This is a genomic window from Cellvibrio chitinivorans (assembly GCF_035117775.1).
Lineage (GTDB): Bacteria > Pseudomonadota > Gammaproteobacteria > Pseudomonadales > Cellvibrionaceae > Cellvibrio > Cellvibrio chitinivorans.
The window spans coordinates 308,392-325,556 of record NZ_JAYKKN010000003.1 but is presented as its reverse complement, the minus strand read 5'-3'; the positions used below and the strand labels follow the sequence as shown (position 1 = coordinate 325,556).

General features: G+C 48.4%; 18 protein-coding genes. 6 read left to right on the top strand and 12 right to left on the bottom strand.

Annotation, left to right across the window (positions count from 1 at the left end):
- The first annotated feature begins 161 nt into the window (after positions 1 to 161).
- Positions 162 to 1,565 carry a multidrug transporter subunit MdtD gene (gene mdtD, locus SPL68_RS11295; RefSeq protein WP_323815254.1) on the top strand — a complete coding sequence of 468 codons (1,404 nt, stop codon included), beginning with the start codon at positions 162 to 164 and terminating at the stop codon, positions 1,563 to 1,565.
- Between the two features lie 26 nt (positions 1,566 to 1,591).
- Here mdtD and SPL68_RS11290 read toward each other — a convergent pair whose 3' ends face one another.
- Entirely contained in the window at positions 1,592 to 2,644 is a 1,053-nt protein-coding gene (locus SPL68_RS11290) for a LacI family DNA-binding transcriptional regulator (RefSeq protein ID WP_323815253.1), read from the bottom strand.
- A gap of 278 nt (positions 2,645 to 2,922) precedes the next feature.
- Between SPL68_RS11290 and SPL68_RS11285 the strand changes: the two genes are divergently transcribed.
- Complete coding sequence (locus SPL68_RS11285; protein WP_323815252.1) at positions 2,923 to 3,759, top strand: GTP-binding protein; 837 nt, start codon at positions 2,923 to 2,925, stop codon at positions 3,757 to 3,759.
- A gap of 22 nt (positions 3,760 to 3,781) precedes the next feature.
- Here the strand turns inward: SPL68_RS11285 and SPL68_RS11280 are convergent, their stop codons facing one another.
- Positions 3,782 to 4,096, bottom strand: a complete 315-nt coding sequence (locus tag SPL68_RS11280) for a DUF1244 domain-containing protein (RefSeq protein ID WP_323815251.1) — start codon at positions 4,094 to 4,096, stop codon at positions 3,782 to 3,784.
- 237 nt (positions 4,097 to 4,333) lie between these two features.
- Between SPL68_RS11280 and motA the strand changes: the two genes are divergently transcribed.
- The 3 genes from motA to SPL68_RS11265 all read left to right on the top strand — a co-directional run bounded on the left by motA (position 4,334) and on the right by SPL68_RS11265 (position 6,901).
- Complete coding sequence (gene motA / locus SPL68_RS11275) at positions 4,334 to 5,191, top strand: flagellar motor stator protein MotA (protein ID WP_323815250.1); 858 nt, start codon at positions 4,334 to 4,336, stop codon at positions 5,189 to 5,191.
- A gap of 11 nt (positions 5,192 to 5,202) precedes the next feature.
- A complete protein-coding gene (gene motB, locus SPL68_RS11270; RefSeq protein WP_323815249.1) occupies positions 5,203 to 6,189 on the top strand; it encodes a flagellar motor protein MotB in 987 nt (328 codons plus the stop codon).
- A gap of 199 nt (positions 6,190 to 6,388) precedes the next feature.
- Entirely contained in the window at positions 6,389 to 6,901 is a 513-nt protein-coding gene (locus tag SPL68_RS11265) for a DUF1993 domain-containing protein (protein ID WP_323815248.1), read from the top strand.
- A 72-nt stretch (positions 6,902 to 6,973) separates the two neighbouring features.
- Here SPL68_RS11265 and SPL68_RS11260 read toward each other — a convergent pair whose 3' ends face one another.
- From SPL68_RS11260 to SPL68_RS11245, 4 genes are read right to left on the bottom strand one after another with little or no spacing between them, the layout of a single operon-like run.
- A complete protein-coding gene (locus SPL68_RS11260; protein ID WP_323815247.1) occupies positions 6,974 to 9,085 on the bottom strand; it encodes a vWA domain-containing protein in 2,112 nt (703 codons plus the stop codon).
- A complete protein-coding gene (locus SPL68_RS11255) occupies positions 9,082 to 9,636 on the bottom strand; it encodes an RNA polymerase sigma factor (protein WP_323815246.1) in 555 nt (184 codons plus the stop codon). The genes SPL68_RS11260 and SPL68_RS11255 overlap by 4 nt, the downstream gene beginning before the upstream one ends.
- A gap of 29 nt (positions 9,637 to 9,665) precedes the next feature.
- Entirely contained in the window at positions 9,666 to 11,054 is a 1,389-nt protein-coding gene (locus SPL68_RS11250) for an NAD(P)/FAD-dependent oxidoreductase (protein ID WP_323815245.1), read from the bottom strand.
- 20 nt (positions 11,055 to 11,074) lie between these two features.
- Positions 11,075 to 11,515, bottom strand: coding sequence for a hypothetical protein (locus tag SPL68_RS11245; protein ID WP_323815244.1), 441 nt, complete (start codon positions 11,513 to 11,515; stop codon positions 11,075 to 11,077).
- Positions 11,516 to 11,963: 448 nt separating this feature from the next.
- Between SPL68_RS11245 and SPL68_RS11240 the strand changes: the two genes are divergently transcribed.
- Positions 11,964 to 12,476: a PEP-CTERM sorting domain-containing protein gene (locus SPL68_RS11240; protein ID WP_323815243.1), complete on the top strand. Its 513-nt coding sequence runs from the start codon at positions 11,964 to 11,966 to the stop codon at positions 12,474 to 12,476.
- Between the two features lie 75 nt (positions 12,477 to 12,551).
- On the opposite strand, the gene SPL68_RS11235 is transcribed toward SPL68_RS11240, so the two are convergent.
- From SPL68_RS11235 to SPL68_RS11210, 6 genes are read right to left on the bottom strand one after another with little or no spacing between them, the layout of a single operon-like run.
- Positions 12,552 to 13,250, bottom strand: coding sequence for a hypothetical protein (locus tag SPL68_RS11235; protein ID WP_323815242.1), 699 nt, complete (start codon positions 13,248 to 13,250; stop codon positions 12,552 to 12,554).
- Complete coding sequence (locus tag SPL68_RS11230) at positions 13,237 to 14,058, bottom strand: FTR1 family protein (protein ID WP_323815241.1); 822 nt, start codon at positions 14,056 to 14,058, stop codon at positions 13,237 to 13,239. The genes SPL68_RS11235 and SPL68_RS11230 overlap by 14 nt, the downstream gene beginning before the upstream one ends.
- Position 14,059: 1 nt before the next feature.
- Positions 14,060 to 14,392, bottom strand: a complete 333-nt coding sequence (locus SPL68_RS11225; protein WP_323815240.1) for a cupredoxin domain-containing protein — start codon at positions 14,390 to 14,392, stop codon at positions 14,060 to 14,062.
- Positions 14,376 to 15,794 (bottom strand): sensor histidine kinase, encoded by a 1,419-nt coding sequence (locus SPL68_RS11220; RefSeq protein WP_323815239.1) that lies wholly within the window; start codon positions 15,792 to 15,794, stop codon positions 14,376 to 14,378. Before SPL68_RS11220 ends, SPL68_RS11225 begins: the two co-directional genes overlap by 17 nt.
- On the bottom strand, positions 15,791 to 16,450 hold the full coding sequence (locus SPL68_RS11215; RefSeq protein ID WP_323815238.1) for a response regulator: 660 nt from the start codon (positions 16,448 to 16,450) through the stop codon (positions 15,791 to 15,793). Before SPL68_RS11215 ends, SPL68_RS11220 begins: the two co-directional genes overlap by 4 nt.
- Positions 16,451 to 16,465: 15 nt before the next feature.
- Positions 16,466 to 17,134, bottom strand: coding sequence for a tetratricopeptide repeat protein (locus SPL68_RS11210; RefSeq protein WP_323815237.1), 669 nt, complete (start codon positions 17,132 to 17,134; stop codon positions 16,466 to 16,468).
- Between the last annotated feature and the right edge of the window lie 31 nt (positions 17,135 to 17,165).

Below are 17,165 nucleotides of genomic sequence, written 5' to 3'. Positions count from 1 at the left end.
AGCGTCGCTTAACGCTTACTGGTTTTGAATGAAAGGCCGACTTGGAGACAAGTCGGCCTTTTGTTTTATCGCCTGATCTACATACCTGAAAGGCTAAGCTACCTATTCGACACAAAAACCTTGCTATGCTGGAGGCAGTTGCTTACTAAAGGAATTTGATTGTGTCCCAGAATCAAAGTATTGGCGTACTTCCTTGGATAGTCGCGGTTGGCTTTTTTATGCAGGCGCTGGATATGACCATCCTCAACACGGCGCTACCTACCATGGCGCAGAATTTGGGTGAAAGTCCGCTGCGAATGCAGTCACTGATTGTCTCTTACGCGTTAACAGTTGCGCTGCTCATTCCCGCGTCTGGTTGGCTATCTGATCGCTTTGGTACACAACGAGTTTTCTTTACTGCCATAGTGCTGTTTAGTTTCGGCTCGTTGTTGTGCGCGCTTTCTTCATCACTCAATATGCTGATTGTCTCGCGCATTATTCAGGGCATGGGCGGGGCTTTGTTATTGCCAGTTGGGCGCTTGGCAATTCTGCGCTCTGTACCGCGTGATCAATTATTGCAAGTGCTGAGTTTTGTGGTGATTCCGGGGCTTATCGGCCCTTTGCTTGGGCCGACACTGGGTGGTTGGTTGGTCGAAGTTGCGAGTTGGCATTGGGTGTTTCTGATCAATATTCCGGTTGGAATTATCGGCTGCATTGCCACTTGGCGTTATATGCCGAATTTAAAAGGTGATGCAGGCAAATTTGATTTGCAGGGCTTCGTATTAATTGGCAGCGCTATGGTGTTGGTATCGCTCGCGCTGCAAGGATTAGGTGAAAAGTCGCTGTCACTGGCGGTGGCGATGTTGTTGCTGGTGGCAGGGCTGGCTTTTTTTGGAGCTTACTGGCTTTACGCTGCACGCACACCGCGCCCGTTATTTGGATTAAATCTGTTTCGCATTCACAGTTTTTCCGTAGGCATTATCGGCAATTTATTTGCGCGATTGGGCAGTGGCGGTATGCCGTATTTACTGCCGCTCTTTCTGCAATTGGCGTTGGGTTTTTCACCGCTACATGCGGGTATGTTAATGATCCCCACCGCGCTGGGCGCTATGACTTCCAAAGTGTTTGTTAATCGCTTAGTGAAGCATTTTGGTTATCAACGAGTGTTGGTGATAAATACATTAATCGTAGGCGGGTTGATTGCATCCTATTCGCTGATTGGAAAAGACACGCCCACATGGTGGTTGTGTATTCAATTTTTTGTATTCGGAATTTTTAATTCCATCCAATTCTCGGCGATGAATACCGTCACGCTAAAAGATTTGGGCGATGACACCGCGAGTAGCGGTAATAGTTTGTTGTCGGTGATGATGCAGCTGTCGGTAAGTTTGGGTGTTGCTATGGCAGCGGCACTTTTGGCGGCGTTTACCGAAGGGCGATTACAGCAGGCGACGGTGATAGATGCGTTTCACTCGACGTATATTTGTATCGGATTAATTGGCATGGTTGCGGCGAGCATTTTCTTTCAGCTCGACCGCAACACAATTATTGCTGAACCAAAATCTCCCGCAGCGGATGAGACTTAGGTTGTGTGGGCTTCTGTGATGTTGGCTTAGCGTTTTGATGGCGCCGGGCAAGTGGAATCGCGCACAATCAATTGCGGATAAAAACCTTCGCTTTCCACATCGCGTTGGGCGCGAATAGTATCGATTAACAATCCGGTCGCGCGTTCGGCGATGGTACTGTTCGGCTGCTGCGCGGTAGTCAGGTTTGGCCAGGCTTGGCGAGAGAAGGGGCTATCCTCGAACCCGACAATCGATAATTGTTGCGGTACATCCACGCCCTGAATGCGCGCAGCAAACAAAGTACCGGCTGCGATTTCGTCGTTACAGGCAAACACGGCGGTGGGTTTTAAATTGGATGAGAGTAATTGGCGGGTGCGTTTTACACCGGATTCAAACGAGTATTCGCCGGGCAAAATCAGTTTTTTATCGAGGGTAATTTTGTTGGCTTTGAGTGCGGCCTTGTAACCCTCCAAACGTTCCCCACTGGATTTATGCGCTTCTTCACCGCCCAAAAAGGCGATGGCTTTGTGGCCAAGATCGACCAGGTATTGAGTGATTTTGTATGCGGCGGTGCGGTCGTCAATAAACACACAGGGGCCTTTTTTATCGGGCGCTTGTCCGCCGGAAAGGATGCGTACAAATGGAATTTTGCGTTTGCCGAGCGCTGAAAGCACCTCGGGCATTTCCGACATAGGCGGTGTTAATACCAGCCCGCCCACTTGGCTGCGATCCACCATGTTGAGCACTTCATCGATGATGTCATCTGCTTTGGAGTTGCAGGGGTGAATCACCAGTTCATAACCTTGACGGCGACACTCTCCCAAAATCCCCTTCTGCATATCGATCACATAGTTGCTGTTGGGGTTGTCGTAGATAAAACCAATGGATGAGGCCGCGCCACGCAGCAAACGCGCCGATAAGTTGGGCTGATAATTTAATGCCTTGACCGCCTGCATGACTTTCTCTTGCAGCTCTTGCCCAACGGTTCCCTCTTTATTAATCACACGCGATACCGTTTTAAATGAGACGCCAGCCATTTTGGCTACGTCTTTGATGGTCGCTTTGGTTTTGGGGGCGAGTTTGTCGGCACTTGTTTTCATAAGTTATTGGCTTATCTGGCAGTGGGTTACGAATTATTTGTTTTGGAATGAGGTGCTAGGGTAGAGCTTAGCCTATCCGAGCGCAATGATTTACCTGCCTGATTATTTGTTGGTGAGGCGCGCGGGGGCCTTAAGCCTAAATGACGAAAGGTTATGTAAAAAGTTTTGCTTGGCACAAATTGTGAATGCACCATAGCAGTTAAAGGTACGAATACTCGGCTAGGGAAGCGCGGCCAAGTGGCAATGGCATACGCACACGAAAATGAAGAGGTATTTCAATGAAGCTATCTGCACCACTGTTTTTAACCACACTATTTGCATTATCTGCTGCGCCAGCTTGGGCGGAGCATCAGTTAGAGCAGCTTTGGCTGACGCCTGATTTGCCCACGCCAGAATCTGTGCTTTTTATGGCTGATAAAAAAGAGCCATATATGTTTGTCTCCTTGATTGATGGACAAGGCAATGTGGCTGATGGTAAGGGCGGAGTTGCGATCTTGTCGCCAGAGGGAGAGGTAATTGAAAAAGACTGGATTACCGGGCTCAACGCACCTAAGGGCATGGCAGTTTTTAATAATCGCCTGTACGTGGCCGATCTCACTGAAGTAGTGGTGATCGATATTAAAAAAGAAAAAGTGATTAAAAAAATTCCCATTGCCGATTCGGTATTTCTAAACGATGTTGCGGTAAGCACTATGGGGATTGTGTATGTGTCGGATACACGCACCAACAAGGTTCATCGCATTGAAAATGATGAGCCAAGTTTGTATCTGGACAACATCACCAGTGCTAATGGTTTGAAAGTGGTGGGCTCCAATTTAGTAATTGGTGCAGGAAAAGAATTATTGATTGTGGGACCAGATAAAAAGCCGCTGGTGCTTGCCAAGGGTTTTGCTCAAGTCATCGATGGTATTGAGATAGCCGCACGTGGTGAATTTATTGTGTCCTGCTGGGCGGGGATTGTGTACTACGTGTACAGCGATGGCCGGATTGAAGTGTTGATCGATTCCCAAGCAGAACAAATCAACACTGCCGATATAGGTTTTGATGCTGATACGCAGCGGGTTTTTGTCCCTAACTTCTTTAAAAACTCGGTCACTGCGTATCAGTTGAAGTAATCGCTACCTGCACGAATCCGCGTTATTTCTCCTGCGGCGCAGTTTGCTGGAATTGTTGCAACTGCGCTGCACTCGCTTCAGTTTGATATTTTTCTTTCCACTCGCCATAAGGCATGCCGTAAACACGAGCGCGCGCTTCTTCGTAGTCGATGTCAAGATTGTCTGCCTGCGCTGCCGCTGAGTACCACTTGCTTAAACAGTTGCGGCAAAATCCGGCGAGGTTCATCAAGTCGATATTTTGCACATCTTTGCGACTATCCAAGTGTTCCAGCAAGCGACGAAACGCCGCGGCTTCCAATGCTTGTTGTTGTGCGGGAGAAAGTTCATCAATTTTCATAAAGTTAACCTTTAGCTTCTAGCTGTTTGGCCGAAAAAGACTTTTATATGCTGATATTCGGGCGCGCCAGTGTGGGCGATCACTCATGGCAGGTCAATTGTGGTCAATTCGACTGGATTGCTTGAACCTGAAATCAACCTGCCTATACTCAAACCGTGTCGCCAGTTTTGGCATAATAAATCGTGTTTCCTATGTAGGCGTTATTGCCGGTTTTTATCCTGCACCGAGGGCTTTTGCGTGAATATTATTTTGGGGATTATTGTTGTCCTTGGTTGTGTGATTGGTGGCTTTGTAATCCATGGGGGCAACCCTTTGGCATTGATGTCGCCCATCGAAATTTTAATTATCTGCGGTGCATCTTTTGGGGCAATGATCATCGGCAATCCTTTGTCGGTGACTATGGGAGTGATCAAATCGGCGGGTGCGTTGATGACGCCTTCCAAATTCAATAAAACCTTTTATCTCGAATTGCTGACTTTGATGTATGACATTCTCAATAAAACCCGTCGCGAAGGTTTAATGGCGATTGAAGGGGATATTGAAGAGCCGGACACCAGTCCACTGTTTGCCAACTATCCCGAAATTTTGAAAGATCATCACATAGTGGAATTTATTTGCGACTACTTGCGCATCATGGTCGCAGGCAATATGGCGCCACATGAGTTGGAAGCATTGATGGATCAGGAGTTGGACGGCCATCATCAAGAGGCAAGCGTGATTCCCGGTGCGATCCAGAATGCGGCAGATGGTTTGCCCGGCTTCGGGATTGTCGCGGCGGTACTCGGGGTAATTATTACCATGGGTAAAATTGGTGGGCCACCAGCGGAAATCGGCGCGGCAGTCGCAGCGGCCTTGGTGGGAACATTGTTGGGTATCCTGATTGCCTATGGCTTTATTGCTCCTTTTGCCTCCTATTTGAATGGCAAGGTGCGCGATGAGTCGCGCGCATATGAAAGTGTTAAAGCGGTACTCGTTGCATCCATGAACGGTGTTCCTCCGCAGGTTGCGGTGGAATTCGGCCGTAAAGTCCTGTTCCACAGTGTTCGTCCCAGCTTTAAAGAGTTGGAAGAACAATATCGCGCCAATAAGAAATAAGGGTTGGCGTTATGGAAAAGGGCGCGTCTCCGATCATCATCAAAAAGAAAAAGGGGCATGGTCATGGCCACCATGGCGGCTCCTGGAAGGTGGCATTAGCGGACTTTATGACCGCGATGATGGCCTTCTTCCTCCTTATGTGGCTATTAGGTAGCACCTCCACTGAAGAGCAAAAAGCCATTGCCGCTCACTTTCAGGACCCAGGCAGTGAATATGTAGTCGGCGAAGGTGGTGCTGATCTCGGCATCATCAGCCAGGATCAACCGCTGCAGCGCACTGATGCTGCGGAGCCTACCGACGACACCGCCAACGACCGTGAAATGACGGAAGATGAGCTGCAGAAGGAGTTGGAGCGAATCGAACGTGAGCAATTGGAAGAGCTGAAGAAACAGCTTGAGGCAGAGATTGACTCAGATGCGGTATTCCAGCAGATCAAAGACCAGATCCTGATCGACTTTACTGCGTTGGGTTTGCGTATCCAAATCGTCGATAAAGACCAGCGCCCCATGTTCGATATTGGCAGCGCCAACCTGCAAAAGTGGTCTGCCGATGTGTTGCGCGCCTTGGCGCCGATAGTGAACAAGGTGCAGAACAAAATCAGCATCACCGGCCATACCGATGCCACCCCTTACGGTGTGGGCGCCAAGTACACCAACTGGGAGCTATCGGCTGACCGCGCAAACTCCGCGCGCCGTGCATTGCTAGAAGGGACTTACCCTGAAAGCAAGGTGGCGACTGTGCAAGGTATGGGGTCCGCAGCGCCTTTGGTGGTGGATAAACCGACCGAGCCGATCAACCGCCGTATTGCGATTATCGTACTCAAAAAAGCGGTGGCCGATGCCTTGGGTAGCGGTGCGGGAATTGATAGCAGCTATCTGATGAAAAGCGCGATACCCGAAGCTGATTCATCTGCAGCACGGGCGCCAGAGCCGCAAAAGTTCCTCTCGCCGCAGGAAGTAGAAGACGCAATCGACGCAGCCAATTCGCGTTTGCAGTAGCTGGCTAATCAGCCTCTGAATTGAAAACGGGCTGACTTTGAAATGAAAACGGGCTGACTTTGAAATTGAAAAGCCAGCCCGTTTTTTTATGTCTAATCAGTGCTTGGGGATTGAATACTCCGTTGCGCAGCCCCAAGTTGCTTTCACTGTAATCCGAGTGATCAACTTTGCCTTAGCCCATTCCATTAAGGAGAACTCCATGTTTTACGAACTTACTGTTGTGCAATTCACCAAGGCGCTGAATAACCTGAATGCGATTCTCGACAAGGGGGCGGCGCATGCCGAAGCGAAAAAATTTGATGTGAGTGTGCTGCTCAACTCGCGCCTCGCACCCGATCAATTCAATCTGATCCGCCAAGTGCAAATCGCCTGCGATACCGCCAAATTGGGCGTAGCACGTTTGACAGGCAAGGTTGAGTCCGCACCCAAGCATGTAGATACCGAAACCACGCTGCCGGAATTGAAAGCGCGTATTCAAGAAGTGATTGATTATCTCGCTGGTTTTAAACCAGAAGATTTTGCCGGTGCTGCCGACATTCACGTCAGCCAGCCGCGCTGGGAAGGTAAATACCTGACCGGTACCGAATTTGCGATTCAGCATGCGATTCCAAATATCTACTTCCACGTTGCTACCGCCTACGCGATTCTGCGTCACAACGGTGTTGATGTAGGTAAAAAAGATTATCTGGGTGCTATGCCCTACAAGAGCTAATAGTGTTTTAGCTGCAACAAAAAAGCCCGCGCCGGGTTGTTCGGCGCGGGCTTTTTAATAGGCGGTTTTTGCTTACATCTCTTTGGCGATTTTCGCTTTTCTCACCAGTTGAACAAATTCAGTGCGATAGCCGTATTCATCTTTGCCTTTATTCGCTTGTGCCAGTTCGATCACTTTGTCGTAAGTAAAATCGCCAGCGTAGTTGCTGCCTTTTAACAGTTGTGCGAAACCGGCAACGGCGATAGCGAAATTGGCTTCGCGTTGATGAGCGCGTTTAAGCTCAGCCGCTTGCTCAATCGGTTGCTCAATCAATTCCGATTTATTTGAGCTTGGTAATTTATAGCGCAGGCGCAAAAAGGCATATTCATCTTGCGTGTTGGTTTTAGGTTGCGCTGTTGTTTGATAGCGGCTTTCATCCAACAGGCCGCTGTCGGCATCAGTGGGGGTAATTTCATAAATCGCCGTTACACTTTGCCCTGCGCCAACTTCGCCTGCATCGACTTTATCGTTATTGAAATCTTCGCGCTTAAGTGCGCGTGTCTCATAGCCGATCAGGCGATACTCTTTCACCATTGCCGGGTTAAATTCCACTTGGATTTTTACATCCTTGGCAATGGGAAATAAATTCGCGGTAGCTTCAGTCACCAACACTTTTTGTGCTTCGCTTAGTGTGTCGATGTAAGCTGCTGTGCCATTGCCGTTTTGCGCGAGGCTTTGCATCAGCGCATCTTGATAATTGCCTTGGCCAAAACCGAGTACTGATAAATAAATGCCTTTTTCGCGTTTGCGCTCGACAAAATCTTCCAGCGCTTCATCGCCAGTTTGACCGACATTAAAGTCACCGTCGGTAGCGAGAATAATACGGTTCACACCCCGCGCATTAAAATTCGCTTCCGCCAATTGATAGGCGAGGGCGATGCCTTCGGCACCGGCAGTGCCGCCACCCGCTTGCAAATTATTTAATGCGGCGAGAATTTTTGTTTTGTCTTTTACTTTGGTTGGCTCCAACACTGTTCCCGCTGCACCGGCGTAAACGACGATGGAAATAGTGTCGTCTGGTTTGAGTGTATCCAGCAGTAAACTCATGGATTGTTTTACCAGTGGTAATTTATCGGGCGCTTCCATTGAGCCGGATACATCGAGCAAAAACACCAGATTGGATTGCGGAATTTCACTCGCTGCCAATTGATAACCCTGAATGCCGATGTGGATCAATTTATTGCCGGGCGTCCAGGGCGAATCTACTACTGCGGTATAAGTCGCAAAAGGTTTTTTGCGATATTTGGGCAGAGGGTAGCTGTAGTCAAAGTAATTGATCATCTCCTCGCTGCGCACTGCATCTTTCGCTGGCAATTGACCGTTATTCAACATGCGTCGCACATAGCTGTAAGACGCGGTATCCACATCGATGGAGAAAGTCGAGACAGGATTGTCGCGTGTGGCGACTACCGAATTTTCAGTGACGTTTTCAAATCTATCGCGAAATTCCTGCTGTACCGGCGGGCGCATATCCGCAGCTGCTTCTGTTTTCATCGCTGCAAATGTGTGGCGTTCGACTTGTGCGCGCGCTTGCGATTGCACGGCGTATTCCGCAGCGGCTTGTCGTTTGGCTTTTGCTGCCATCTCCGGATTAGCGACAGTAGTTGGGCTGTGTACTATCACTTCCTCTATCGGTGATTCATTCAAGTCAAATTTATAGGTGGATGGTGCCGTTTCAGGTGCTTGTATGGATGGCGCTTGCATGGCGACAGGTTCAGCGAATTCCATTGATAGTGAACCTGTAGGTTGTTGCATAAATACAACGCCTGCGACAACGGCCAAGCAGGATGCAGCGACGGCGGAAATGACTGACGGTTTTTGCCAAAAAGGATGTTGAGCTGAATGCTGACGAGTGTTCATAGGATTCTTCCCGTGAGTGTTGGTGTCACGGGTAAGACGCAAGCGCTGGAAAAATCCTTGGACGATATTGGATTTTTTTTCAGCTGAGTTGTCGATGGCTTGCTTATCAAGTGCCTTTTTATCAATTGCCTTTTTATCAATTGCCTTTTTATCAATTGAATGGGCCGCCTCGAATGCAGCCATAGCCGCTGCCATATGTCGCGCTTTAGTATCTGCGTCGGGTGTGGGCGGTTGCTGCGCGAGCAAATCTTTCAATTCGTTGTCATTCATATCAGAGTGATTCATAGAGAAACTCCCCAGCTACCATCGGCTTGTTGCATGCGCTGAAGCTGTTTGCGAATTTCATGGAGGCGCCATGAAACAGTGGATTCTTTCAGTTGCAGCACCTCTGCTGCCTCGGCGTGGCTCAGACCTTCGCCATGAACCAGCAGTGCAGTCTCTTTAAAGCCTTCGCTCATCTGTTCCAGTTGTCGCAATAATTGCTGCAAGTAAATACTGGTTTCGGCAGTGAGATCGCTGCTGTGTTCAGCATCAATCACAGTGTCTATGTCGGCGTGTGCATGGCGATTCTGGCTTTTGTACCAGTCTTTGGCACAGTTGATCACCAAGCGATAGAGCCAACTGCTGAAGGCAGATTCAAACCGGAATTGCCCAAGGCTTTGTGCGAGTTTGATGCAAGCCAGTTGGGTGATGTCTTCAGCATCGGTGCGATTCCCACACCAGCGATAGGCGAAGCGGTGAATGCTGTCATAAGCCTCTGCCACTAATTGGGCAAAGGCTTGGCGATCACCGGTTTGAGCTGCGCGTATGAGTGTGTCGGAAGTGGGTAATACCATAGCGCCTTCAAGTGAATTGGATTTTGTTATTAGACGGCGGGATTACTCATATCCTTGGTGCAGATTTCAAGAATATTAGAATCTGTTTCCGTCTTCGCTTGGCAGGTATCGGATACGGCCGTGGGGTGCGACCAATCTATCTTGGGCACCAGCGGTCGATTTTTTTGCAGCTTGCAAATCAGGCGGAATATCCGCAAGCGCCAGCGCACCGCAAAGCTTGGGGTGAGCACTCCGGCCAGTATGGAATTAATCGCTTGGGGTAAGTTGAGGAGCGGGCGCGGCGACATAAAAACTTCGCAGGCATCATCGTCATAGTAGATGTCGATGAGTTGGCGCATATAGCCAATTTGCGTTTTCATGCGCGCGGTGTAATCCGCGTAGAGCTTGGCTGGGATCGCCTTAGCGGGTGAGGCCTGTGTATCGGAAATGGCATCGGCAATAGTGTCGGCAGCGAGCAAGCCGGATTCCAACGCGAGATAAACACCAGAGGAAAATACCGGGTCGATAAAACTGGCGGCATCGCCTGTTAGCAGGCAGTTGTCATGGCCAAATAGGTTGTAGGAAAAACTGTAGTCCGAATCGATCCGGTATTCGCCCAGCGCTGTGGCGGGCGCGAGGGCAGAGCTAAAAAAGGAGGACTCGCCAACTTTGCGCCAGAACACTGACTCCCAGGATTCGCCTTTCTCGCGCTTGGCATTTTTTTGCAAAACCACGCCGACCGAAGTGACTGTAGGTGAGATCGGAATCGCCCAGAACCAGGCATCTTGCAAGCGCATGATAATAATGTCGCCCGCCGCTTCACCGGTATCGCGCTGCATGTGTTCAAAGTGATTAAACACCGCCATGCGCCCTGGGTAGGGCAGTGGGGATTTTTCCAGTTTCATGGTTCGCCCCATGACGCAGTGTCTGCCGCTGGCATCTATCACCCAGTCTGCAGTGACGGTTGCGGCTTGGCCGTGATGTTCGGTGGCAATCTGCCATTGTTGATTGTGCCGCTGAACACTCATCACGGAGGTTTCTTCGCAAACTTGAGCGCCGAGGCTCTGTGCATGGCGCAGAAGAATCTCATCGAAGCGCGCGCGCTCGACCTGATAAGTCATTTCCAGACCGGGAATCCAGCCTTGCGCAAATACATTGCGCACAGTGCGCGAGCGATCAGCCAGCGTAAATTGCGCACCACGCTTCTCGATAAAACCGGCAGCGGCAACTTTGTCCCACACACCAATTTCTTTTAATACGCGGTTGCCATTGGGCAGCAGGGATTCGCCAATGTGAAAGCGCGGAAATTTTTCGCGCTCTAATACCAAGGCGTTGATTCCCCGCTGCGCCAAGCGGGAAGCTGCGACGCTCCCGGCGGGGCCGCCGCCAATAATGACAACAGGATAATGTGAGTGAATGGACATGGCTGGTGATGACATCGAAAACCCGGTAAATCCTGTTAGTTAGCTACGCTTAATTGCATGTTCTTGTTGATATCAGCCGCCACATTTTTAACCCAGCTCAGATAGTTGCGGTGAATGTAGCGTTTGCCGTCTTTTTCCTTGTAATCCAGATTGACGCTCGATACGTACTCAATGCGCACCTGCTTCAGATCGTGATAAATCGCAATGCGGGCAACATGGGAGCGCAGATTGAGTGTCGCATCGATTTTGCCCTGGCTTTCGCTGCTCACTACCCAGCCGCGGGTGGTCAACGCATGTTTAATACTGCCGACTACTTGAACTTCCACAAGTGATGACGGCACCGCGATTGGATCAGGGTTGATCAGCTCTGGAGCGGCGCTCGCGGAGACAGAGAAAAGCAATGCAAACGCAGTGACTAACGACCAATACAGCTGTTTCATACTAGTTAGTTGTTTCATACCAATTAGCTGTTTCATAAAAGCTCCTTGAAGTTGATTTTGTGAATAAATCGCAAATTTTTTGAACGCGCGAGTATAAGCATCAATGTCGCGTAAATCGAGGTTTAAGTGACCTGAGCAGCAGGTGCTATAGACTTGATGATTCCATTCATAGCCAGCACTAAGAGGAGCTAAAAAGCTAAGGTTTTGTGTCGGAATTATTTACATTTGAAAAATAAAAATGTGACGTGGTTATCTCTAATTTGTTGATAACAATGCCAAAAATAATGCTGGCCTGGATTTTGCTAATTTTGATGCCAAGTGGGTGAGTCTGCGGGTTCATCCACTGCCAGTCGAATATGGAATGGTGTTTCACCTGACTCTAGTTGATTGGATGGACTGGGTGTGAGCCTCTCCTAACACCCGTAATAGGAGGAGGGCAGCGGTTTGTTGCCCGTGTTAATTGACCAAACATGGAACTATCAAAATGATTAAATCCTTAAAAGTACTTTTTGCTGCTGCACTTTGCGCGTTATCCCTGAACAGCTTTGCGGGCATGATTGTTGATGTAGAGCGCGATGGTGTTGAGACCAAATTAAATACTTTCCAGAGCATTAGCTGGGTTCATGATATTAACGAATGGGGTTTTACTCCTGGTTCAGCTTTAAGCGCCAGTATTTCAATTGATATTAAAGACGATGCAAATGACCCATTTTGGTTTCCATTTGAATTGGCTCTGGTAAAGCTGGGCAATTTTGATTTTCAGGATGGCGGCGTTGAATTTGATGCAACTGAGACTTGGGTAGGTAACCTTGGTTTCAGTTCACTGGCTAAGTTAAATCTCGATGGTACTTTAGCTGTTACCGTGACAAGTTTGGCTGGTGACTTTATCGTGGGTAAGTCTACTCTGACCGTAAACGTTCCAGAGTCAAGCACCCTGATGCTGTTTGGCTTGGGTCTGCTGGGCTTGGGTGTAATGAGAAGAAAAGTTCGCGCTTAATTCTCTTGCTCCAGTCAAAAAAAACCGCTCACACCGAGCGGTTTTTTTATTCTGTCTAGTTGGTGTTCCAGAGAGTTAAAACTCATATTCAATCAGGCCGCGCAGATTATTCTCGGGCGTATCTTTATCCAACCCAAATAAGAATCCCAGCTCCCAGCGCAATTGTTGACGGCCAGAGAGTTTAATTGTGCCCATAAAGGCGGGGCCCACAGCCCAATCCTGATCGTCCAGATAAAGTTCAATTGCAGGTTCAAAGCTGGCACTGTAGCGATGGCGCAATTGTGCGCGCAACGCCGATTCAAATTCCGATTCAATATCACTGCCAAATTCATATTCGGCGATCAGATTGGCGGTAGCGACCCAGCGGCTGGCTAATTCTTTCTCCCATAAAAGACCTACAGCAAATTCATGGCTGCTAATATCTTTGGCTGTGCCTGCTTCCATTAATAAGCCCCAATCTGCCCAGTATTCTCCCTGCTCAGTGATTTGCCATTTCAACTCTGCTTCGTAACCGCGAATCTGTTCGCCTTCGTGAGTGATGGACTCAGTGAGCAAATAAACCTCGGTGAATAGTTTATCGTTCCAGGTGTAGCCTATGCCTGCACGATTTAATAATTCCTGCTCGCCTCCCAAGTCGCGCAAGGTAAAGCCATATTCAAGTTCGCGTTCATTTTGTTCGACATAGGGGTGATATACGCGATTCATTTCTGCCAACACCGGCATTGCGCAAGTCGATAGTGAAATTATTAGAGCGACAAAACTAAATTTTTTCATGGGTGATTGCTCGCAAACGCCACAAATGCCAAATCAACGCCAGCAATATTGGGGTGACGGTTGATAAATAGAAAATTCCCTGAACTAACGATGGGCGTGAATCATATCCGATAAGTGCATAAAGCAGCTCTCCTAGCCATGAATGCTCATTAACTAAAAAAGTGCTGTCCCAGAGTGGCGCTCCTGAGCTGAGTAAATCAATTTGCATTAGTTGTTTGGCTATTTGCATGGATAATCCACCCGCCCATAACTGAATCATCACGATAAACGAGGGGAAGAAAAATTTTTCAGGCATAAAGGAAAAACTGTAAAAAATAATTGCACCCAAACTCATGCCAATTCCTGCTCCAATCACTGCACCTATGAGAGCTGAAGAAAAAATCTCTGGACTGTGTGAAAACGCCGAGAGATAAATCCAAATTTCAGCACCTTCGCGCATCAGCGAAAAACTGACGATGACGATAAATAAACTGTATAACAGACGTGTATGTGTTAAATGATGAGCATCTGTGTTTTCTTCTGGAGCGTTAAACAGCGTTGGCAAGATCAGTAGGCCAAGCAGAACCACGCTAACGACTACTGCGAAGTAGAGTGCGGCATCCAACAATTCCTGCCCTCTACCATCAAACGCATCTGCAATTTCATAAGCGTAATGAGCTAATAAACCAGATCCGGCTATACCGGCAATTAGCGCCCACAGGCTCCAGCGGTAACTCAGCTCCAGTTTATTGCTGAGTGCCAGAAGCAGGCTGATAATCAGCGCTGCCTCCAGAACTTCGCGCAATATCAATAAAACGGCATCGAGCATATTAGTTCTCCACCTTGATCATGCCCTGCGCGGTCTTTGGGTTGAACTCACCAAAAAATGGATAATCGCCGGGGGGGAGCGGGCCGATAAAAATAATCGCTTTTGCACCGCCCATAATGACTTTTTCGCGGTTGAGTTCGTAGCTTTCAAATTCTTCCGGAGTGGGGTCGCGATTAATGATAATCAGCTTTACTTTGGTATTCGCAGGAATCGTCAATTGCGCCGGATAAAATAAATGGTCGCGAATTTCGATGGTAATTGTTGGTGTCTCTGCAGTGGCGAATTCGCTAAACAGAAGCAGCATGCCCAGTGCAATGCTAAGTTTCCATTTCATCTGTGTGATCCTTTTGATCATGCATTTCGAGTTTTTTTGCTTGGTGTGAATGTTGGTTTGCAGCAGCAAAGGTCACCATCACCAACAGGCCATGCCCCACTCGCGATTCAGTGAGTGAAATGCGCGCGGAATGTAAGCTGACGACTTGTTGAACGATAGATAAACCTAAACCGCAACCGGGCACTTTGGAGGTGTGGCGGTCGCCGCCCAAACGATAAAATCGATCAAACACGCGCTCGCGCGCATCGGCTGGAATTCCCGGGCCACTGTCCATCACCTCAAGCACAACATGTTTGCCGCGCAGCCAGGTATTGACAGCAAGCTGGCCGTTGTTGGGTGTGTATTTAATCGCGTTGCCTAGTAAATTATTGAGTAGGCTGGTTAGTGCTGTGCGGTCGCCGGAAATCCAGCATTCATCCCCATCAAATTCAATTTGGTGCTGCTTTGCATCCAATGCTGCGCTTTGCTCAACAATTGCCTGTTTCGCTAGTTGAGTCAGGTTAATGGTTTCAAAGGTTCCCATAAAATGGTCAGGCGTGGTTCGGTTGAGTAATAAAATTTGCTCAACCAAATAACTCATTCGCTCAATTCCCTGTTTCAATTTGTAAACTGAATCTGGTGCAGGGTTTAATTCGTGCTGCAAATTTTCGCAGTGAATTTTCAGTGCGGCGATAGGTGTTCGCAATTCGTGTGCGGCATCACCAGAAAAACGTTTTTCGCGTGCAAAGGAAGCATCCAGACGGCGCAATAAATCATTGGCGGACTGTGTGAGTTGTGCTAATTCAATCGGCATGTTTTTTTGCTTGAGTGGATGTAAGTCCGTTGCTTCTCGTTGGCGTAACTCTTGTGCAAGATTGGTAATGGGTTTAAGCCCCAAACCCAATACCCACCAAATGATCAATCCGATAAGCGGAATGGCCAAGACCATTGGGTATACCGCTTGCAAAATCATTGACTCCGCTAGGCGGTAGCGTTGATCAGCTCGTTCAGCGACGATAAACCAGCTGTTGCCATCGTTGCTGGGCGTGACTAATAAATGCCAACGATAGTCGTGAAAATTGGCAAATTGAAATCCATTTTCCAGTGGTGCTACTACTTGTGCGGGCATGGCCGCTGAGCGTGCGAGTAATTTTCCATCGGTCGCCACCCATTGAAACTCCAGTGAGGCTTCGGCAGCTAAAGTGCGCGCAGGAAATTGCAGCGGCAGCTGGGATTTATCTCGTTGCTCAAGGGATTGCGGCAGGGTGTAATTTAATAAATCGACCTGCTGTAACAAGCGCTGATTAAAAAGACGCTCAGCCTCATCCATACTGCCTAAATAACCACGCACTGCCGCTGCAAAATTTGCCAGCGTGACTATCGCCAATAAAATAATGACAAGGAATCCACGAATGGACTTCATGGGCGCGGCACCATGTAGCCAATGCCGCGTAGTGTTTTAATAAAATTGGCAGGCAATTTTTTGCGCAGGTTATGAATGTGAACTTCAATTGCATTGCTCGCTACTTCATCGTCCCAGGAATAAAGTTTTGCTTCCAGGCCTTCGCGCGTTTGAATAACGCCGACCTGCTCAACCAAGGTTTTTAGCAGCATATATTCGCGGCGCGATAAATTCAGTGCTTGGCCATCGAGTAGCGCTTCGTGGTGAGTGGTGTTGATACTCAGTGAGCCAATGGTAATGACGGATGAGGTCGCGTTGCCAAGTCTGCGTTCGAGTACACGCAGGCGCGCGAGTAGTTCTTCCAGTTCAAAGGGTTTGGTGAGGTAGTCATCTGCACCGGAATCCAGACCGATCACTTTTGCATGGGTACTGTCGCGTGCAGTAAGAATCAGTACTTGGGTGGACAATTTTTTTTGTCGCACCAACTTCAGAATATCCAGGCCGTCCATATCTGGAAGGCCCAGATCGAGCAGCATAATATCGGGCGGATCAGCGACGACTTGCGTCGCTGCCGCTTTGCCAGTGTTTAACCAGTTGATTGCGAAGCCTGCGCGAGTTAGGGCGCTAACAATACCTTCTGCAAGTAATTCGTCATCTTCCACTAACAATATTTGCATCGATTTAGTAATCCGTCATAAATGTTTTTTTGCCATGGCCATTGCTGCATTTATTTCTGTTTTGCGACCAGCATCGGCAGATTCACGCCCGGGGCGAGGGGCAGCTTTGAGTGCTTTTTCAAATGCAGCTACCGCTTGTTGATACTCTTTTTGATCTAACAAGTAGTCGCAATAAAAGTAATTGGAGTCTATGCCATCAGGATTATAGCTCAAGCCCTTAAGTAGCATTTCTTTGGCTTTTTTGTCATCGCCAAAACCGACCGGCCAGCCGGGCACCTTGTAATAGAGTGAGCCCAAGCTGGTGTAAGCCGATCCCGCCAATGCCGCAGGGTCGAGCTTGATCGACTGTTCCAATAATTTTTTTGCTTGCTTTACTTCATCCAATGCGCCTAAGCCGCCTTTTACACCAGCATAGGTAGAGCGAATGATCGCCTCCCAAATCAGATAGGGAGCACGATTGTTGGCTTCGCGCAATTGCTGCGCGTCGGCGATCAGGGTCGTGAACGCTTTTTCTTTTTCTGCCTCAGGAGTTTGATATTTAATTTCTGCCCAGCGCGTTTGCAGTTGTTGAATATCTGCGGCTTCATCGGCGTATGCCATAAAACTCAAGCAGCTGGTCAGCATTATGAGCAGGTATTTTGCCAAGCGATTGTTTGTCAGATTGTTTGCCAAGAAACTTTTCATACTGTCACCTTTAGAATAACCGGATAAAAAT